Annotated in this window: 18 protein-coding genes; 10 read left to right on the top strand and 8 right to left on the bottom strand. The window is 71.3% G+C overall.

The genetic code is table 11. From position 1 onward, the window contains the following. Positions 1-117: 117 nt before the first annotated feature. Positions 118-1152 (top strand): LacI family DNA-binding transcriptional regulator, encoded by a 1035-nt coding sequence (locus Q0Z83_RS24360; RefSeq protein WP_317796296.1) that lies wholly within the window; start codon positions 118-120, stop codon positions 1150-1152. Here Q0Z83_RS24360 and Q0Z83_RS24355 read toward each other — a convergent pair. After that, the gene (locus Q0Z83_RS24355; RefSeq protein WP_317796295.1) at positions 1142-2764 is read right to left on the bottom strand and encodes a serine/threonine-protein kinase; all 1623 of its coding nucleotides are present in this window, start codon (positions 2762-2764) and stop codon (positions 1142-1144) included. The two genes, Q0Z83_RS24360 and Q0Z83_RS24355, sit on opposite strands and share 11 nt — an antisense overlap. Positions 2765-2786: 22 nt before the next feature. Then, positions 2787-3737, bottom strand: a complete 951-nt coding sequence (locus tag Q0Z83_RS24350) for an alpha/beta fold hydrolase (protein ID WP_317796294.1) — start codon at positions 3735-3737, stop codon at positions 2787-2789. A 107-nt stretch (positions 3738-3844) separates the two neighbouring features. Between Q0Z83_RS24350 and Q0Z83_RS24345 the strand changes: the two genes are divergently transcribed. The 4 genes from Q0Z83_RS24345 (at position 3845) to Q0Z83_RS24330 (ending at position 8394) form a co-directional block, all read left to right on the top strand. Then, positions 3845-4819 (top strand): helix-turn-helix transcriptional regulator, encoded by a 975-nt coding sequence (locus tag Q0Z83_RS24345; RefSeq protein WP_317796293.1) that lies wholly within the window; start codon positions 3845-3847, stop codon positions 4817-4819. A 53-nt stretch (positions 4820-4872) separates the two neighbouring features. After that, positions 4873-5748: a glycoside hydrolase family protein gene (locus Q0Z83_RS24340; RefSeq protein ID WP_317796292.1), complete on the top strand. Its 876-nt coding sequence runs from the start codon at positions 4873-4875 to the stop codon at positions 5746-5748. A 187-nt stretch (positions 5749-5935) separates the two neighbouring features. Further along, on the top strand, positions 5936-6781 hold the full coding sequence (locus Q0Z83_RS24335; protein ID WP_317796291.1) for a GDSL-type esterase/lipase family protein: 846 nt from the start codon (positions 5936-5938) through the stop codon (positions 6779-6781). Then, positions 6778-8394 carry a discoidin domain-containing protein gene (locus Q0Z83_RS24330; protein WP_317796290.1) on the top strand — a complete coding sequence of 539 codons (1617 nt, stop codon included), beginning with the start codon at positions 6778-6780 and terminating at the stop codon, positions 8392-8394. The genes Q0Z83_RS24335 and Q0Z83_RS24330 overlap by 4 nt, the downstream gene beginning before the upstream one ends. Positions 8395-8454: 60 nt before the next feature. Here Q0Z83_RS24330 and Q0Z83_RS24325 read toward each other — a convergent pair whose 3' ends face one another. After that, on the bottom strand, positions 8455-8664 hold the full coding sequence (locus Q0Z83_RS24325) for a DUF4287 domain-containing protein (protein WP_317796289.1): 210 nt from the start codon (positions 8662-8664) through the stop codon (positions 8455-8457). A gap of 53 nt (positions 8665-8717) precedes the next feature. Next, positions 8718-9362, bottom strand: a complete 645-nt coding sequence (locus tag Q0Z83_RS24320) for a GNAT family N-acetyltransferase (RefSeq protein WP_317796288.1) — start codon at positions 9360-9362, stop codon at positions 8718-8720. 97 nt (positions 9363-9459) lie between these two features. Here Q0Z83_RS24320 and Q0Z83_RS24315 point away from each other — a divergent pair, with 97 nt between their 5' ends. The 4 genes from Q0Z83_RS24315 (at position 9460) to Q0Z83_RS24300 (ending at position 13972) form a co-directional block, all read left to right on the top strand. Then, positions 9460-12219, top strand: a complete 2760-nt coding sequence (locus tag Q0Z83_RS24315) for a BTAD domain-containing putative transcriptional regulator (protein WP_317796287.1) — start codon at positions 9460-9462, stop codon at positions 12217-12219. A gap of 59 nt (positions 12220-12278) precedes the next feature. Further along, entirely contained in the window at positions 12279-12968 is a 690-nt protein-coding gene (locus Q0Z83_RS24310) for a hemerythrin domain-containing protein (protein ID WP_317796286.1), read from the top strand. A gap of 30 nt (positions 12969-12998) precedes the next feature. Continuing rightward, entirely contained in the window at positions 12999-13316 is a 318-nt protein-coding gene (locus Q0Z83_RS24305) for a hypothetical protein (RefSeq protein WP_317796285.1), read from the top strand. A gap of 110 nt (positions 13317-13426) precedes the next feature. Then, positions 13427-13972 carry a hypothetical protein gene (locus tag Q0Z83_RS24300; RefSeq protein WP_317796284.1) on the top strand — a complete coding sequence of 182 codons (546 nt, stop codon included), beginning with the start codon at positions 13427-13429 and terminating at the stop codon, positions 13970-13972. Positions 13973-14109: 137 nt separating this feature from the next. Here the strand turns inward: Q0Z83_RS24300 and Q0Z83_RS24295 are convergent, their stop codons facing one another. The 3 genes from Q0Z83_RS24295 to Q0Z83_RS24285 form a co-directional block, all read right to left on the bottom strand. Beyond that, entirely contained in the window at positions 14110-15225 is a 1116-nt protein-coding gene (locus Q0Z83_RS24295; protein WP_317796283.1) for a LacI family DNA-binding transcriptional regulator, read from the bottom strand. An 81-nt stretch (positions 15226-15306) separates the two neighbouring features. After that, positions 15307-15492: a hypothetical protein gene (locus Q0Z83_RS24290; protein ID WP_317796282.1), complete on the bottom strand. Its 186-nt coding sequence runs from the start codon at positions 15490-15492 to the stop codon at positions 15307-15309. 19 nt (positions 15493-15511) lie between these two features. Then, on the bottom strand, positions 15512-17251 hold the full coding sequence (locus Q0Z83_RS24285; RefSeq protein ID WP_317796281.1) for a bacterial transcriptional activator domain-containing protein: 1740 nt from the start codon (positions 17249-17251) through the stop codon (positions 15512-15514). 159 nt (positions 17252-17410) lie between these two features. Between Q0Z83_RS24285 and Q0Z83_RS24280 the strand changes: the two genes are divergently transcribed. Further along, positions 17411-17791, top strand: a complete 381-nt coding sequence (locus Q0Z83_RS24280; RefSeq protein ID WP_317796280.1) for a RidA family protein — start codon at positions 17411-17413, stop codon at positions 17789-17791. On the opposite strand, the gene Q0Z83_RS24275 is transcribed toward Q0Z83_RS24280, so the two are convergent. Further along, a complete protein-coding gene (locus Q0Z83_RS24275) occupies positions 17781-18647 on the bottom strand; it encodes a polysaccharide deacetylase family protein (RefSeq protein ID WP_317796279.1) in 867 nt (288 codons plus the stop codon). The genes Q0Z83_RS24280 and Q0Z83_RS24275 overlap by 11 nt on opposite strands. Positions 18648-18676 lie beyond the last annotated feature (29 nt).

Raw genomic sequence — 18676 nt, 5'->3', positions numbered from 1 at the left:
GACTGGGGGGACGTTGAACGTTCCACGGAGTGTGCTTGCAGGCCGCGAAGCCAGTCAAGGCGGTGAATGGCCGGAGGTCGTCCCGGTACGCTGGCCGCACCAGATCTTGGGGGATTCATGCCGGACGACTCGCCGCACGGCCGGCGGACGAGCATCATCGACGTCGCCGCCCACGCCGGGGTGTCCCGCCAGACGGTGTCCAACGTGCTGCACGACCGGCGCACCAACGTGTCGAGCGACACCTACGACCGGGTGCTGGCCGCCATCGCCGAGCTCGGCTATCAGCCCAACCGGGCGGCGCAGAATCTGCGTACCAGGCGTTCGATGCAGATCGGCTATCACCTGTCCGGGGAGCATCTGCGGGTGGTCAACGGCTTCTTCGCCCAGTTCCTGCACGCCCTGATCCGGCAGGCGGCCCGCGACCGCTACCAGGTGGTCGTCTTCACTCACCAGGACGATCCGCTGCGGACCTTCACCGACCTGGTCGCGCAGCGCACCATCGACGCCTTCGTGTTGTCGGAGTCGGCGGTCGACGACCCCCGGGCGCGTCTGCTGGCCGACCGGGGCATCCCGTTCGCGTGCATGGGCCGCCTCGCCGCCGACCTGCCGCAGCAGTGGGTCGACGTGGACAACGCCGCCGGCATGCGTGATCTGATCGATCATCTGGTGGCGCGGGGGCACCGGTCGTTCGCCTACGCCGGCGCCGACGGGGGTGAGTACTGGAAGACCGAACGCCTCGACGGTGCGGTGGCCGGGCTGGCCGCGCACGGTCTGCGCCTGGCCGGGCGCGATGTGTTCCACGGTGACGACGCCGGGATCCGGCGCTTCGCCCGGCGCGTGCTGACGCGGACCCGGGTGCCCGACGTCATCGTGTGTGGCAGTGACGCCGTGGCCGCGGTCGTCGTCAACGTCGCGCACGCGCTGGGGCGGCGGGTCGGCGCCGACGTCGCGGTGACCGGTTTCGACGGCGGTGCGGTCGGGATGTTCATGGAGCCGGTGCTGACCAGCGTGCACATCCCCCTTGAGGAGATCGCGCACGAGCTGGTGCAACGCTGCCGCCGCGAGATCGAGACCGGGCCCACCGGTGCTCCCGGGCTGATCCTGCCGACCCGGGTCGTCGAGGGCGCGAGCGCCGGTCCGGTCAGGCGATGATCTCCAGGTTGCGCAGCGCGACGCGGTAGGGCGCGGGACCGCCGGCCGGGTCGCCATGACCGCCGATGAACACCTGCCCACCGCCGGTCGGCACGCTCTCGGCCAGCTCGACGGAGGCCACCTCGTCGGCGTCGAGCAGGAACCGGGCGGTGTTCCCGCGGACGACGACGGTGATGCGGTGCGACTCGTTCAGCCGGATCCGCTCCGGCAGCAGGAACGTGCCGAGCACCTCGACGCTGTCGCCTTCGTACCAGCTCACGATGTAGGCGTGGGCGCACACGTTGACCCCGTACGAGCCGGGATCGGCACCGAGGAACTTGATCGACGCGCAGCCGCCGGCGGTACGCAGCTCGGCATCGACCGAGATCCGCTGGTCGCCGGCGAACGCCCGCCCGGCCGAGCCGCACTCGTAGACGCCGTCGCGCATCACCGTGACCACCAGCTCGCCGTCGTACCGGCAGGAGCTGCCGCCGTCACTGTTGGCTTGGATGAGCACAGGCCCGGTCAGCGGGTCGCCCACGGCGGCGTCCGCCGCGAACGGGAAGGGGCTCGTCGAGGGCGGCACCGCGGCCGGGGTGTCCTCCGCCGGCCGCAGCGCCAACCCGAGCCCGGCCATGGCGACCACCCCGGTCAGCCCGGCGGCGAGCAGCCACGGCCGTCTCCGGGGGATCGGAGCGGGCCGCCCGGCGAACGTGGTCTGTACCTCCTGGACCGCCTCCCGCAGGGCGGGCTGCGCCGCCATGGCGGACTCGGCGCCCACTCCGGCGCTGAGCAGCAGGTCGAGCAGCCGCCGGGCGTCGGGCCGGTCGATGGCCCGTTTCTGCAGTGCCGCCGCCACCAGGTCACGCAACGGGCCGTCCAGGCCGGTCAGATCGGGTGACCCGGTGGTGATCCGGGTCGCGGTCTCCAGCGGTGTCCCACCACCGAACGGGCTGCGGCCGGTGCCGGCGTAGGCGACCACCGCGCCCCAGGCGAAGATGTCGGCGGCGGCGGTCAGCGGCTCGCCCGGTCCGCTCCGGAAACGTTCCGGCGCCATGTAACCCACGGTGCCGACCATCTGGTCGGCGAGGGTGTGCTGGGTGGCGGCGTCCATGGCCCGGGCGATCCCGAAGTCGATCACCTTCGGGGTGCCCGGCGGCAGCAGGACGTTGGCCGGTTTCAAATCACGGTGGATCACACCCGCGGCGTGGATGGCGGTCAGCGCGGTCGCCACGCCGATCGCGACACCGTGCAGGTTGGCGCGGGTCAACGGCCCGCGGTCGCGGACCACGTCGGCCAGGCTCGGCCCGTCCACGTACTCGATCACCAGGTAGGGCGGCTCGTGGTCGGGGTCGGCGTCGAGCACTTCGGCGGTGCAGAACGGCGGCACCTGGCGGGCCCGCTGCACCTCGGTGCGGAACCGGTCACGGAACGCCTCATCGGACGCCAGGGCCGGGCGCACCACCTTGACCGCGACCAGCCGGCCCGGGTCGCTCTCGGCCAGGTAGACGGTGCCCATGCCGCCGCTGCCCAGCCGCCGCAGGACCCGATAACCGCCGATCCGATGCGGGTCGTCCGGGCCGATCGGCTCGCCCCGGACGCCCGCTGCGGTCTCCCCGTCTCCTGTGGTCACCGCATGGAGATAACCCATTCGATCAAGCGTTGACAAATCCGCGCTGGTCCAGCCACTTCAGGATGGCCTGATTGGTCTCCTCCGGCAGTTCCTGCTGGATCCAGTGGCCGCAGTCCAGATCGACCACCTCCACCCCCGGGACGTAGTCCGCCAGAGTGGCCGACTTCTGGATCGCGTCCCGGTCGCCGTAGATCATGAGCGCGGGGAGGTGGATGATCGGGTCCACGTCGGCCAGCAGGTGCCAGTTGCGGTCCAGGTTCCGGTACCAGTTGATGCCGCCGGTGAACCCGGTCGACTCGAAGGCGGCGACGAGCACGGCCAGTTCGCCGTCGCTCATCACCGGCTCGCCGAGCGGTGTCTCCGCTCGCGCGAGCTCGATGAACGCCATGCCCGGCCCAGGCTCCCGGTGCGGCTCGTTCTTCCGGTACAGGTTGCGGAGGAACCGGGAGGTGTTCTCGTCGAACACCGCGTCCGCGACGCCCGGCTGCCGGTTGAAGTGGACGAAGTAGTAGTCGTCGCCGAGGAACTGCTCCATCACCTCGATCCAGGGCCTCTCGCCGCGCTCGATGTAGGGCAGGCTCAGGTTGATCACGCCGTTGACACGGCTCGGATGCAACTGGGCCAGGCCCCAGACGACCATCGCGCCCCAGTCGTGACCGACGAAGGTGGCGTCCGCGTAGCCGAAGTGATCGAGGAGCGCGACCAGGTCACCCGTCAGGTGCTCGATGTCGTACTCGGTCACCTCGGCCGGGCGGGACGAATTCCCGTAGCCCCGCTGGTTCGGGACGATGACGTGATAGCCGGCGGCGGCGAGGGCGGGCATCTGATAGCGCCAGGTGAAGGCGTGCTCCGGCCAGCCGTGACAGAGCACGATCGGCTTTCCCCGGTTCTGCTGCCCGGCTTCGAAGACCTCCAGCTCCACGCCGTTGACGGCGATGAGGGTGGGTTCGGGAAAATCGGCTGGATCGAACATCGTTCTCGTCATCTCTTCCGGTTGATCGGTCGGCGGTGTGCCGTGCGGGCCATCCTGCCGACCGAAACCGGTCATCTCCTGACCTGTTTTCCGGGAAGAGTCGGGGCATGCGAGCCGACCGCCTGATGGCCATCCTCCTGTTGTTGCAGCAACGTGAGCAGGTGACGGCCGCCGACGTCGCCCGGGAGTTGGAGATCTCCGAGCGCACCGCCCGCCGTGATCTCGACGCCCTGGGCATGGCCGGGGTGCCGGTGTACTCCCTGCAGGGCCGGGGCGGCGGCTGGCGGCTGGTGGGCGGCGCCCGTACCGACCTGTCCGGTCTGACCGCACCCGAGGCCCGCGCGCTGTTCCTGGTCGCCGGCCCGGCCTCGGCGGCGACGCCGACCGTGAAGGCGGCGCTGCGCAAGCTCGTCCGGGCTCTGCCCAAGCCCTTCCGGGCGCAGGCTGAGGCGGCGGCGTCGTCTCTGGTCAGAGACGATCGGGGATGGGGATCGAGCCGGGTCGGGCAGCGGCCGCCCCGGTTCCTCGACGAACTCCAGGACGCTGTGATCCAAGGGGTGCAGGTGCGTCTCGGCTACGTCGACAGCCGGGGTGCCGAGACCGAGCGGACCGTCCACCCGCTGGGCATCGTCGCCAAAGGCCCGTCCTGGTATCTCGTCTGCGGCACCGAGGCCGGCCGGCGGACCTTCCGCGTCGACCGGGTGTCGTCCGCTGAACCGACCGGCGAGCCCGTGCACCGCCCCGACGGGTTCGACCTGGCCGCGAGTTGGCGCGAGATCGCCGACGAGGTCGACCGCCGACGAACGCCGATGGAGGCCCAGGCGGTGTGTGCGCCGCACTGGATCGGCAACCTCCGGATCGCGTTCGGTGGCCGGCTGGAGGTGGGTGGCGCCGCCGCGGACGGCCGGATCGAGGTGGTGATCCGCGGCCACGACGAGGACATGCTGGCCGGTGAACTCGCCGGCCTGATCGCATGGGTCGAGGTGACCGGTCCGCCGGGTGTACGGCACCGCCTGGCCGCGCTCGGCGAAGCCCTCGTCGAGCGGTACCGCCGGCCGGTGTTCGAGTGCGATCGGTATTGAACGCTGCCGATCGACTGATGGACGTACCAGGTCCGGCTGCCGATATTGCGGTGATGGACCTCCGGAGAAGCAGAAGCATCCTGATGGCGCTCGCCGGCGTCGTCGCCTTCGTCCTCGGTGGCCTGGCCGTTCCTCAGCCGGCCGCGGCCGCCACCACGCTGATCTACGCCACCTTCAAGGGTGACGGGGCGGCCGACCAGGAGTTGTGGATCTACCAGTCCACCAATGGCGGCACCAGCTACAACGTTCTGTACGACACCAACTTCCGCGGGCCGACCGGCGTGCTGCGCGACCCGAGCATCATCAAGCGTGGCAGCACGTACTTCATCGCCTACACCTGGCAGTCCTGGACGACGAACTCGACGTACTTCGCCGTCGCGCGCAGCACCGACCTGCTGAACTGGACGAACATCGCCACCGTGCCGTCCGGGATCAGCAGCACGAAGTTCACCTGGGCGCCGGAGTTCTACATCGAGGGCTCGACGGTCAACATCATCGCCAACGTCGCGCAGACCACCTGCTCCAACTGCTTCCGGCCGTACGTCTACACGGCCCAGAACGGTGATCTCACCTCGTGGAGCGGCCCGCAGCAGATGTGGGGCCTGGGCTTCAACCACATCGACGCGTACGTGGTGAAGTCCGGCAGCACCTGGCACTCCTTCGTCAAGAACGAGACCACCAAGTACATCGAGCACTGGACCAGCACCGACCGGCTCACCGGCGGCTGGATCAACCGGGGCAACCTGTGGAGCTCCGGCTACGAGGGGCCGTCGCTGGTGCGCCTGGACAACGGCCAGTACCGCATCTACGTCGACAAGTACACCAACGGCGGCCTCTGGACCGCGACCAGCTCCGACCTCAACACCTGGACCGGCCTGAGCGCCGTCGGTTGTTCCGGTTGCCGGCACGGGACGGCCATCCCTCGGTAGCGACACCATCCGCCCTTGGCGCCCGTCGCCAGACCGAGTTTGACATCGATGTTTATCGATACATAGGCTCATGGTGTCCTTATGCCGTGAAACGATTCATCCCCCTCGTTCCACGGCCTGCCGGTTCGACCGCATCCCCTGACCACCGCGGTCGGCCGGCAGACGTGCATCCCCACACGGAGGAACCATGCGCCTGCTCCGGCATCTCATCGCCACCGCTCTGGCCGTACCGCTGCTTCTCGCCGTGCCCGAAGCCGCATCCGAAATCGCACCCGGACTCGACGGATGCGGCGCGCGGCCCGCGGCCGCCGCGGAGGCCGCCGCCGCGACCACCACCGTCTGGCTCGCCGGCGACTCCACCATGGCCAACCCGTCCGCGACCTGCCCGGTCGGGTGGGGGTCGCAGTTCGACGCGCTGTTCAACAGCGACGTCGTGGTCAACAACCTGGCCCTCGGCGGCCGCAGCATCCAGACCTGGCTGTACGAGGGCAACGTCACCTCGACCATCGGCTCCGGCGGCGAATGCGTGCTCAGCTCGACCACCCCGTCGGCGCGCTGGCAGCGGGTGCTCGACGGGATCAAGGCCGGTGACTACCTGTTCATCCAGTTCGGCATCAACGACGGCTCGACCACCTGCCCCCGACACGTCGGCACCGCCCGATACCAGCAGCTGATGACCATGATGGCGCAGACCGCGAAGGCCCGCGGCGCGCACCCGGTGCTGCTCACCGCGGTCGCCGCGATCACCTGCTCGGGCAGCACCGCCGTCAAGAACCGCGGCTACGTCACCCAGACCACCGCGGCCGGCGCCGCCACCGGATCACCCGTCATCGACCTGCAGACGCTCAGCGTCAACCACTACAACTCGGTCAAACTGTGCCCCAACAACGGCGACTACACGACCGGACTCGTCGGGCAGTACTTCTGCAACGACCACACCCACTTCGAGACGTACGGCGCCCAGCGCATCGCCGGACTCGTGGCCGGCGCCCTGCGCACCCAGAACATCCCGCTCGCCGGATACCTGCTGTGAGAACCGTCGTCGCCCTGCTCACCGCCGTCGCCCTCGTCCCGGGGGCGCCGGCCCGGGCGGCCACGGCCGAACCGCAGCTGATCACCAGTATCGACACCAGCGCCGGTGGCACCGGCGCGCGGCTGCTGCTCGGCGACGTCAGCGGGGACGGGCGCCTCGACCTGGTCACCATGCAACCCACCTACCTGGCCAGCGACACCTACATCGGGCGTCAGGTGCAGGCACTCACCGCCTACGACTTCGGGACCGGGGAACCGATGTGGCAGGTCGGCACGCCCGACCCGCGGGTCACCAACAACGGGACCGACATCCCGGCCGAGATCTACGACCTCGACGGTGACGGCGACAACGAGGTGCTCGCCGTGATGCAGGGCCTGTTCCGGGTCTTCGACGGGCGGACCGGCACGCTCGTGCGGGAGTTCCCGGTGCCCGGGCCCAACGCCTGGGACACCATCGTGATCGCGAACTTCCGCGGGCTCGATCATCCTGCCGACCTGGTCTTCAAGGACCGGTACGAGCAGGTCTGGGCCACCGATGAGTACGGGAACCTGCTCTGGACCCACCGGGGCGTCACCGGACACCGGCCCTATCCGCACGACTTCGACGACGACGGACGGCAGGAGTTGATCGCCGGATACGACATCCTCACCCCGGACGGCGAACTGCTGTGGACCGCCGACATGGCCGACCATCCCGACTCGATCGGGGTCGGTGACATCGACGGTGACGGTGCCGAGGACATCGTGTTCGGTGGCGCCGGCAAAGGCGGGGACAGCACCAACGCGTACCGGTCGGACGGCGGTCTGCTCTGGCAGAACACCGACGCCGTGGAGGCGCAGCAGGTCGGACTCGGTGACTTCCGGCCCGCGTCACCCGGGCTGGAGGTGGCCGGTCTGGACCGGGTGGACCGGACGGCCACCACCGGTAAGGACGCGCTCTACCTGGTCTCGGCCACCGGGGAGACCCTGTGGAAGGAGAACCGCAACACCCTCGGCTGCTGGGGCACCGTCCTCGAACCCCTGCACAACTGGGACGGCACATACTCCGACCTGCTGCTCTCCTGGAACCGCGGCTGCGGCGAGGTGGCCGGTATCTGGAACGCCGACGGGCAGCGGATCGCGACGTTCCCGGTCGACGGCCGGATGATGCGCGGCGACATCTGCGGCGACGACCGGACCGAGGTCGTCGACTACGTGATGGGCGATCACGCTCATCTGTACGCCGGCGGGCCCTGCGACCTGTCGGCCAAGGTCACCGGACGGCCGCTGCCACAGGCGAAACGGCTCTACAACTACAGCCGCTACACCGCCGAGGAGATCCCGACCGACCACGCCCAGGGCCGTCGCTGGGCACCGGCCGGCCCGTCCTCGTGGCGGGTCGACCTGGGCCGCCCGCGTGAGATCACCGGGGTGGAGACCGTCTTCACCGGGGCACGTCAGGTCCGGTACCGGGTGGAGACGTCGGCCGACGGGCGCCACTGGACCACGGTGGCCCGCGACGTCACCGGCGGGCGCACCGAGTTCACCGGACTCGGCCGTCATGTTCGGCTCACCGTCACCGGCTGTGCCGGGCGGGCCCGGCTCGGCTCGGCGGGAGTACTCGGCACCAGGTAGACGTGACCACGCGGCGCCGGGTCCGTCCCGACGCCGCACTGTCTGTGCCCGGCTCGGCGGTCAGCCCTCAACCTCGGCCAGGGTGTGCGCGACCAGCGCGTTCGCGTGCCCGTGGCCGAGGCCGTGCTCGGTCTTGAGCCAGGTGACCAGCTCACCGTGTCGGCTCAACGGGGAGGCGCGAATGAGCTCCTTCCAGTGCTCGATCGGTTGGTCGTACTTCTTCTCGATCGACGGAAAGTAGCTGGCGGGGCCCTTCACAGGTTCGGTCATACGCTATTGGACCGCACCCGTCCGCGGAACTCATCGGTGGTCGGCCGGCGGTCTCAGAGAGCCCGGTCGAAGACCATCATGTGCCGGCCCGGCCCGTCGTAGTCCTCGACCGGTCCGGTGACCGTGAAACCCATGCTCCGGTGGAACGCGATCGACGCGGTGTTGACGGGCGCGGTGATCGCTCCGACCCCGACACATCCGGCGTCCCGTGCAAGCGCGAAGAATTCTCGGTAGAGACACCGGCCGAGACCGGTGCCGCGAGCACCGGGCGAGACACCGACGAAATGGATGTACGCCCGACCGGCTCGCGAGGGCGACAGCACGCCGACGAGGAACCCGGCGAGGCCGCCGCCGGAGTCCCGCGCGATCAGGCTCGTCTTGTGGAAGTGGTCGAGGAACAGGCGGGGCAGCGACCCGGCGACCGGCCGCCCCCACCACGCGTCGACGACCGCGACGATCTCGTCGTAGTCGGCCGGTCGTGCTTCGGCCAGCACCCAGTCCATGGCCCGGCCGGTCTCAGCGGATGACGACACGGGTCGGCGTGTTGCCGTAGTCGAGCCAGGAGACGGTGACGGTTTCTCCGGAGCGACCGGTTCGGCGGCCGCGACCGTCGGTCCGGATGCCGATGGCGGCTCGTAGCGCAGCGGTGGAACGGTCATCGGCGGTGGGCCGGGCACCTCGGGCGGCGTCTCGCTCACCCGGCCCACGTTACATTCACAGCTCACCCTGAAGTCCCGCCCGAAGCGGCAACCATGGGACAGCTCCACCGGGATCCAGCGCACGTATGCTCCTGCTGTGCTGATCGGCAGGGTGCTCGGGCCGACCGGGATCGAGCGGGACGGCACCGACGCCGAGCTCGGTGGCCCGCTGCCCCGTAGGCTGATCGCCGCGCTGCTCGCGGCCGACGGGCGCCCGGTGTCGGAGGATGCGCTGGCCGACGCGGTCTGGGGTGACCGGCCGCCGGCCAGCCCGGGTGTCTCCCTACAGGCGTACGTCTCCCGGCTGCGGCGCGGGCTCGGCGCCGACGCGCTGACCCGGGTCGGCGACGGTTACCGGTTGACCGTCGACGGCACCGACGCAGGCCGGTTCACCGACGAGGTGCGGCGCGGGCGAGAGCTTCTCGGCGACGGACGGCCCGGCGAGGCGCTGCGGGTCTTCGAGACGGGGCTCGGCCGCTGGCGCGGCGAGGCTTTTCAAGACCTACCGCAGGCGTACGCCCGGACGGCGCTCACCGAACTCCACGCCGTCGCCACCGAGGAGTACCTGGCCGCGCGCCTGGCCATCGGCGACACGACCGGGGTGATCGCCGAGCTGGAGGCCGCCGTGGAGGCCGGCCCCTATCGGGAGCGCCGCTGGGAACTGCTGATCCTCGCCCTCTACCGTGGTGCCCGGCAGGCCGAGGCGCCGGCGGCGCTGCGCCGGGTCCGCGCCCGGCTCACCGACGAGCTGGGCATCGACCCCGGTCCGGCTCTACAGACGTTGGAACGCCAGGTGCTGGCCCAGGACCCGCGGCTGCTGCTCGTTGCACGGCCGTCTCCGCCCGTACGCCCGCTGTCGCTGTTTCTCGGCCGGACCACCGAACTCGCCGCGCTGACCGCGATGGCCGGCCACCGCCTGGTCAGCCTGGTCGGACCGGCGGGAGCCGGGAAGACCCGGCTGGCGATCGAATTCGCCGCGGACGAAGATCCCTGGTTCGTCCGGCTCGCCGACCTCACCGAGCCGGGCCGGGTTCCGGCCGCGACGGCGACGGCGATGGGGGTACGCGGAACGACCGCCGACGCCATCGTCACCGCCCTCGGGCAGAGCGCCGGTCTGCTGCTGCTCGACAACTGCGAACACGTCACCGCCGCCGTCGCCGATCTGGTGCTCACGCTGCTGGCCCGCTGTCCCGGCCTGCGAGTGCTGGCTACCAGCCGGGAACCGCTCGGGGTCGACGGCGAGCGCCTCCTGCCGATCGGCCCGCTGCCCGGACCGGACGCGGTCGCGCTGCTCACCGACCGGATCACCGCGGTCCGCCCCGGCTGGCGGCCGGACGACACCGAGACCGCCCAGCTCGACCGGCTCGCCACCGCGCTCGGCGGCATCCCGCTCGCTCTCGAACTGGCCGCCGCCCGGGCGCGGGCGATCGGCCCCGGTGAGCTGCTGGATTCGCTGCACGACAGGTTCCCGGCGCTGGGACCGGTCCCACGCGGCGCGCTCACCCCACACCAGACCCTCGAAGCCGCAGTCGCCTGGAGCGTCGACCCGCTGCCGCCCGCCGACCGGGCCCTGCTGTTGCGGTTGTGGCCGTTCGAGGGCGGCTTTCCGCTGGCCGCCGTCGACGACCTGGAGCGGCTGTCGGCCCTGATCAGCCGCTCGGTGGTGGTCGCCGACACGACGATCAGCCCAGCCCGCTACCGGTTGCTGGAGATGGTCCGCGCGTATTGCCGTGACCAGGATCCGCAGCCGTCGGCGAGCCGGGCCGCCCACGCCGCCTGGGTTCGTCAGCTGGTCGAAAAGCAGGCGCCGGACGTGGGCGGCGAGCACTCCGCCCACGCGATGCGCACCCTCACCCGGGAGCTGCCGAACCTGCTGGCCGCGATCCGGCACGACCTCGGCGCCGCACCGGCCGCCGCACTGCGGACCGCCGGGCGGTTGCAATGGTTCTGGCATCGCGGCGGGCACGCCGGCATCGCGTTGCCGCTGCTCCGGGCGGCCCTCGACACGGCACCGGCCGCCGCCCGCAGCGACCGGGCGCGGGCCTGGCTCTGTTCGGCCACCCTGCACACTCTGGTGGGGGACTGGACCGGGGCTTGGCAAGCGCACCGGGCCGCCGGCGAGCTGCTCGCGCCTTCGGCCTCCGCCGCCTCTGTCTCCGTTTCCGTTTCCGCTTTCGCTTCCGCCTCTGCTTCCGCTTTCGCTTCCGCCTCCGCTTCTGTCTCCGCCTCCGGTGACGATGAGATCCGTCTGCTTCGGGCCCAGGCCGCCTACTACGCGGCGCTGTTCCACTCCGCTGAAGGCGCCTTCGGCCGGGCCGTCATCAGCGCCCGCGAGGCGGTGGCCCAGGCCCGCGCGATCGGCGCTGACTGGTTCCTGCCGGCCGCGTCGGTCGCCCTCGGCGCGGCTCTCGCCGGTGACCGGCAGGTCGAACAGGGCCGGAGAGTGCTGACCCGGGCAGCCGAGGAAGCGATCGCGTCCCACCAGAACTGGACGGCTGCGCTCAGCCGGCTCCGCCTGGCCCGCACCCTGCTGGTCGGCGACCCGGACCCGGCGCGGGCGCTCACGGTGCTGCGGCCGGCGCTGGCCTGCTTCACCGAGGAGGACGACGTCAGCAACACCCTCGTCGGGCTGCGGACCGGGGCACTCGCGCTGGCCCTGGACGGACGGCCCCGGGACGGCGCGATCGTGCTGGCCGGGGCCGACAGGTGCGCCGACCGGCGTGGCCTCGACGTCACCGGCCCGGGCCTCGCTGCGGCCCTGACGGCCGCGTTGCGCGGCGTCGACCGGGCGGAGGCCGCCGAAGCCGCCGCTCGGCTCGGCGAACAGCAGATCAGGGCACTGATCGGCCCCGGCTGAGGACCGCGCTGCATGCCTGTTGCAGTCCGATTGCAACGGCACCGGGTGATCATGCGGGCATGAGTTCGACTCCTTCCACCGGCCGGCCGTCCTTCCCGGGTCCCAAGACCTGCGACGCGAGCGGGATGTTCGAGATCCACCGCACCCTGCAGAACGGATTCGACGAGGCGGCCGGGTTGGTCGACGGCGTCCGGGACGGCGACACCGCCCATGCCGAGATCGTCGCCGTCCAGCTGAACCTGATCTCGAACGCGCTGCACGCCCACCACGAGGGCGAGGACGCCCGCCTCTGGGACATGATCGACACCCGGGCACCCGCCTGCTTCCTACACGTGGAACGGATGAAGGTGCAGCACGCTGAGATGCTCGGGCATCTGCAGGGCCTGGACCGGGCGATCCCGGCCTGGCGCGCCGGTGCCCGGGCGGCCGACGCCGAACGGATCCGGGTCGCCCTGCGCGGGGTCTCGGCTGCGCTGGCCGCACACTTCCCGGACGAGGAGGCCAACATCGTCCCCGCCATCGAGCACGTGGTCACCCAGAAGGAGATGGAGTGGTTCGGCGAACACGGCCGGAAGGCCACCCCGAAGGGCCAGGGCTGGAACATGGTCGGCGCGATCATCTCGGCACAGCCCGACGGCGGCCGGTCCTGGCTGCGCAAACATTTTCCGGGACCGGTCGGGCTGGTCTGGCGGTTCATCGGCGAGCCGAGCTACCGCCGGTTCCGCGCCGCCCTCGAACGCCGTGACTAGCGTCGGCCACCGCCACCACCGCGCGGGGCGATGGCGTCGGTCCGGTGCCTGTTCCGGCTTGACGCGCAACCGCCCGCGACGTACGAGGAACGGATAACGCTCTGGCGCGCATCCTCACCCGAGGAGGCGGTGATCTTGGCCGAGGCGGAAGCCGGCGAGTACGCCGTCGACGTGGGCGGTGAATATCTCGGCTTGGCGCAGGTCTACACCCTGGCCGACGAACCCGGCCACGGCGCCGAGCTGTTCTCCCTGCTCCGCGACAGCCGTCTGGAACCGGCCGCGTATCTCGACGCGTTCTTCGACACCGGTGATGAGCGCCAAGGCGTCATCGAAGCTTCCGAGAATTAGCCGCAGGGCGCTGACATGGTCGGCGATCGTGCGTTAGGCGGCTACTTGAGCGTTGTCGTGGCCGGGCTGGGACCTCGCGCGGGCGGACCTTTCCCGGTATCAAGGGTGGCATGGGGATCGCGTTCGGGCTGGTGGTGAACTTCGGGGTTGACGAAGCAGCGGCATGGTCGGCACGCGATCATGTTCTCGGTTCGGGATCATTCGCTGTCGGGCACCGAGAAGTCGTTCTACACCCACCTCAGCTCGACTGGGACGCTGATGTCGATGGCGTGCCGTACCTGTTGATGAGCATTCTGCCGATCGGCGTCGGCCGGGGTTTGCCATTGGATCGCGGGCACGAGCCGGTGCGGCTGTCGGCCGCAGAGTTGACTGACCTCGGCAGTCAGTTGTATGGGTTGCTCCGCGAATTCAGCGGTTATCGGGCTGCCCGAGTCGGATGGGATCCATACGCATCGGTCGACCTGGCGGAGCTGGAGCGCGAGTGTGCCGACCTACTTGAGGCCGGAACCTTGCCGGGTCTGGTGCTGTTCGAAAGCGTCCTGACGGCGACGCGTGGCGCAGCATTTGTCCCTTTCGCTCCCTGGTTTGTGTGGATTCCCTACGCGAGCGAACGTGCGTCCAGCCTCACGGCCGACGACGACAACCTTGCGGCTTAGGAGGGGGCGAGGTCGTCGTCATGGCTCCACTCCCATCCGGGAGGGCCCGGCCGGCAACCCTCACCGAATCGGTCGCCACCTGGGTGGGGTCGCCGCTTGTTCCCGGGCTCTCCGGCTCTGGTGTCCGGGTCGGCGGCCTACGGCGTGCCGCTGGAGGGGGCGGCGGTGCTGTCGCGGACCACCAGACCGGTGGGGAGCAGCACGTGGCGGGCGGTGAGGGTGCCGGAGGTGCGGGTCGCCGCGATGGCCGCGGTGAGTGCGTCGGCGGCCGCGCGGCCCTTCGCCTCGACGTCCTGGTGGACGGTGGTGAGGGCGGGCTGGACCTGGACGGCGATCGGGTTGTCGTCGAAACCGACCAGCGACAGGTCGCGGGGGACCTGGATGCCGAGTTCGGCGGCGACCTGGAGCGCGCCGTGGGCGACGACGTCGGAGAAGCAGAGGATCGCGGTGGGGCGGTCGGGGCGGTCGAGTAGCAGGCGGGCGCCGTCGCGGGCCGCTTCGAGGCCGGTGCCGTTCTGGCGGACCGCCTGCGGGGTGATGCCGGCCGGGCGCAGGGCGTCCTGCCAGCCCTGAAGACGCTGCCGGGAGGCGTGGCCGTCGAGGGGTCGCACGTCGGGGTCGACCACGCCGTGTGGGCCGTGCAGGCCGGACAGCAGCAGGCCGATGCGGCGGTGGCCGAGGTCGATCAGGTGTTGGGCGGCGGCTCGGGCGCCGGTGCGGTCGTCGACGTTGACGCTGGAGATGTCGGGCGCCGGGTCCTGGTCGACGTAGACCAGCGGCAGTCTGCGTCGGGCCAGCACGTCGACGACCGAGGACGTCGGGTCGCAGGAGTAGATCAGCGCGCCGTCCATGGCCAGGTCGCGGGCCGGGACGATGGCGCCGCTGTCGGCCGAGGTGAGCAGGGTGATGGCCAGGCCGGTGGGTGCGAGCTGCCCGGCGATGGCGCCGAGGAAGCTGGTGGCGATGTGGTCGGTGAACGCGTACTGCAGCGACGAGGTCAGCACGATGCCGATGGTGCCGGTGGTGCCTTTGGCCAGGGCGCGGGCCGTCGGGTCGGGGCCGGCGTAGCCGAGTTCGTCGGCGGCGGCCAGGATGCGTGAGCGCAGCGCGGCCGACAACTGGTCGGGCTTGGAGAAGGCGTTGGAGACGGTCATGCGGCTGACGCCGACCCGGTCGGCGATCGTCTGCAATGTCACCCGTGTCGCCACGTCACCGCCGGTCCTGTTCGCTGCCGATTCGCCGTCAGCGGCCACGATAGCTCCGTCACCCCGGCCGGTGGCGGACCGGGCGGTCGTTTCGGGCCGGGGAGAAGCGGGCGGCACCGGAGCAGGCGCTCACGTCGGGGCGATGACGTGGGCGGCGCGGATCAGGCTGTCGGCCAGCCCGGCGCGGAAGGCGCGGAGGGTTCGGGTGCGGCGGGGTCGCTCGATGTGTGCGACGACCGGCGCGTCCGGCCGGGCGCTGCCGATCTGCTCGCGGGTGGCGTCGACGGCGATGATGACTGCGACGGGCAGGTTCACGATGGGCTCCTTCAGGTCTCTATACCGGTACAGTAGCCCCGCTCTCTTTACCGGTCAAGAGTTTTCGATGGTGGTGCGCCCGGGCCGCATACCGGGGCATCCGCGCGCGGACGGCGAGGGCCTCCAGTTCGGCTACGCTCGCCGCCGCCCGGGGCAGCCGGTGCGCCGTCGCCACCTCGCAGATCGTGTCGATGGTGGCCGCGTCGATCCACCGGCACACCTGCGGTAGCCCGGCACCGGTCCGGTGGTACGCGCTGTCCAGCCACTGCATCGCCGCGGTCACGTCGCCCTGCCGGGCCGCCAGCAGCCCCAGCCCTCGCCCGGTGATGGCCAGCCAGCACGGGTCGGCCAGCTGCACGGCCGCCGTCCAGGCACAGGCCAGCAGCTCCCCGGCGCTGTCGACCCGGCCCTCCAACAGGTCCAACTCGGCCGACACCGCCTGGGGGAACGGCAGGAACGCCGTCCACCGCTGCTCGGCGACGAGCGTCTGCGCCCGGTCCACGCAGACCCGCGCGGCGGCCGGATCACCGGCGGTCAGATGCGCGCGCGCCAGATTGGTCAGCGACAGCGCCGCCTTGCGCGGTTCACCGGCCTGTTCGGCCAGATCGATCGCCCGCTGGAAGCGGCGCACCCCCGCTTCGTGGCGGCCGCTGTCGACGAGCGCGATCGCCTCCACTCCCAGCGTCGCGGCCAGTTTCGCGTCGTCGCCGTAGGCGAGCTCTCGGGCCTGCCGGAGCAGTGCGCCGGCTCCACGGCGGGCACCGGTCGCGACGAAGGCCAGCTCCCGGCCCGCGCTCGCCGCCGTCGACCGGTCGCCGGAAGCCCGGGCCAGGTCGCGGGCCCGGCGTAGCGCCGTCACCCCTTCCGGGGCGGTCAGCGCCACCGTGTGCACCACGGTCGTGCCCAGGGCCGCGTTCGCCTCGCCCCGGATCACCTGATCATCGAGGTCGTCGGCGAGCCGTACCGCCGACCGGAGCCGTTCCAGACCGTCGGCGGCCGCACCGGCCGCGGCCAGCACCTTGCCCGCTTCGATCTCCAGCCGGGCCTTCAATCGCCGGCCGTCCGGCAACAGGGTCAGACCGGCGGCGGGCGCCCGTACCGCCTGGGCAACCCGGGGTGACGGCCGAACGCCGAGTTCGCTCTCGAAGCGCCGGGTGCAGGCGTCGGCGGCGGCCCTCGCCCCGACCCGGTCACCGGCCGCCGCCAGGCTGCCGACCAGCAGCTCCTGATGCCGCTCGGTCAGAGGCGCCAGCTGAACCAGCCGCCGGGCCAGCCGCACCGCCTCGGCCGGCCGTCGCGCGCCCAGCTCGGCGGTGACCGCCGAGCGCAACGCCGCCTGTGTTGCCAGCGATACCCGTTCGCGCTGGTGGGACAACCACAGCTCGAACTCCGGGCAGTCTGGAAGGACCAGACCGGCCAGCAGTTCCCCGGCATCGTCGTCGGCCGGGGGCTGCCCGGACAGCATCAGCTGAGCGTCGACGAACGTGCCCGGCGACAGATCGAGTGTCACCGGGTCGCCGCCGACCACTGCGTCACCGCCGAGCCCCCGGCGCAGTTCGGACAGCGCCCAGCGCAGGGCGGCGGCCGGGTCGTCGGCCGCCGGGAACAGCAGCTCGGCCAGGGCGCGCCGGGTCGTCGGATGGCCCCGCAGCGCCAGAGCGGCCAGCAGCGCCCACGTCTTACGGCCCCGCAGCCGGCCGGTCTCGTGGTGGGGACGGTGAATGCCGGGGCGCCCGAGCAGCTGGATGATCGCGGCCACGGCGCCATTGTGGACCGTCCGCCCCGGCCGCGCCGCCGCCCATCCGACAGCGGTCACATGCCGGCTCACACGGTCCGGCGGCAGGGTGAGCGGATCGGCCGGAGACCGGGCGTGGCACCGGCCCGGCGGCACCGTGCCGGAGGACCTGAGGAGTGCGTGATGCCCAAGGAAGTCATCTTCACCCCGGACGCGCCGTCGTTCCCGGCCTACAGCCAGGCGGTGCGGGCCGGCGACACGGTCTACGTCGCGGGCACCATCGGCATGGACGTCAAGACCGGCCGGCTCGCCGGCGAGACCGTCGAGGAGCAGGCCCGTCAGGCGCTGCGCAACTGCCAGGCCATCCTGGCCGCCGCCGGCGCCACCCTGACCGACGTCGTCATGGTCCACACGCTGCTGCTGCGGTCCGAGGACGCCGACGCACTCATCGACGTCTTCGACGAATTCTTTCCGGCGGTACGCCCACCGCGTTGCGTGAGCAGAATCGGGGTCGACCGCCCCGGACTCCTCGTCTCGATCGCGATGGTGGCCGTCATCGGGTGACGGTCGGAGCCGACGGCGTGCCCACCGGGGGCCGGGCCGGCATGTAGTCCTCGAGCAGTGCCGGGGTGAGCCCCGCTCGATGGATGGCCTTGAGCGCGCCGATGAAGTCGTCGCGGAACGCCTCACGGAAGTGCATCAGGAGGATGTCGCCCGGCTTGACCGGCTTGCCCTCCTGGTAGCGGACCTTGCCCTTGTGCACGGTCTCGGTCCACATGAAGGCCGCGGTCATCCCGCAGTCCTTGGCGGCGCGGAGGGTGGTGTCGTCCTTCTCGCCGTACGGCGGCCGGAACAGGGTGGGCCGCCGGACGAACCACTCGCCCAGTTCATCGGCCGAGTCGCAGATCTCGCGTTTCTGGAACTCGTAGGACTTCCCGCGCAGCCCGGCGTGGGTGACCGTGTGCGCTTCGACGACCGCGCCGGCGTCGATCATCGGCCGGAAGTAGGCCGGATCGTCACGGACGGCGTCGGTGGTGAGGAACAGGGTGACCGGCACACCGGCGGCGGCGACGAGTTCCTGGCCCTCGGGCAGTTTGAGGTAACCGTCGTCGATGGTCAGGAACGCGACCTTCTGGTCGGTCGGAATGCGGTGCAGGTATTGCACCGAGTCACCCTCGGGCAGCGTGATCGGCTGCGGTGTTGGGGCGGGCGCGAAGTTCGGGATGCCGTATCGCGCCCGCCGGGCCGCGAGGATCTGTGCCGGGTCCGGCCCGGAGGGAGCCGGGGAGACCGCGGCGGGCGCGGATTCGAGGACGGGTGATCCGGAGGGCGACGGGTGCGCCGGGTCCGCCGAGCAGGCGGCCAGCAGGGTGACCACCCCGGCCGCCGCCATCGAACGAACAATCTTCGCGTACCGCACCGCGCGATCCTGGTCGAATCGATGTAAAG

The sequence above is a fragment of the Actinoplanes sichuanensis genome (assembly GCF_033097365.1).
Classification (GTDB): domain Bacteria; phylum Actinomycetota; class Actinomycetes; order Mycobacteriales; family Micromonosporaceae; genus Actinoplanes; species Actinoplanes sichuanensis.
This window is presented reverse-complemented; position numbering and strand designations above follow the sequence as displayed.

Bases quoted from the DNA above. Each gene is read 5' to 3' on its own strand.
- Q0Z83_RS24360 (WP_317796296.1), top strand. From the start codon at position 118: ATGCCGGACGACTCGCCGCACGGCCGGCGGACGAGCATCATCGACGTC.
- Q0Z83_RS24300 (WP_317796284.1), top strand. From the start codon at position 13,427: ATGGGGATCGCGTTCGGGCTGGTGGTGAACTTCGGGGTTGACGAAGCA.
- Q0Z83_RS24345 (WP_317796293.1), top strand. From the start codon at position 3,845: ATGCGAGCCGACCGCCTGATGGCCATCCTCCTGTTGTTGCAGCAACGT.
- Q0Z83_RS24340 (WP_317796292.1), top strand. From the start codon at position 4,873: ATGGACCTCCGGAGAAGCAGAAGCATCCTGATGGCGCTCGCCGGCGTC.
- Q0Z83_RS24310 (WP_317796286.1), top strand. From the start codon at position 12,279: ATGAGTTCGACTCCTTCCACCGGCCGGCCGTCCTTCCCGGGTCCCAAG.
- Q0Z83_RS24325 (WP_317796289.1), bottom strand. From the start codon at position 8,664: ATGACCGAACCTGTGAAGGGCCCCGCCAGCTACTTTCCGTCGATCGAG.
- Q0Z83_RS24280 (WP_317796280.1), top strand. From the start codon at position 17,411: ATGCCCAAGGAAGTCATCTTCACCCCGGACGCGCCGTCGTTCCCGGCC.
- Q0Z83_RS24335 (WP_317796291.1), top strand. From the start codon at position 5,936: ATGCGCCTGCTCCGGCATCTCATCGCCACCGCTCTGGCCGTACCGCTG.
- Q0Z83_RS24305 (WP_317796285.1), top strand. From the start codon at position 12,999: ATGGCGTCGGTCCGGTGCCTGTTCCGGCTTGACGCGCAACCGCCCGCG.
- Q0Z83_RS24350 (WP_317796294.1), bottom strand. From the start codon at position 3,737: ATGTTCGATCCAGCCGATTTTCCCGAACCCACCCTCATCGCCGTCAAC.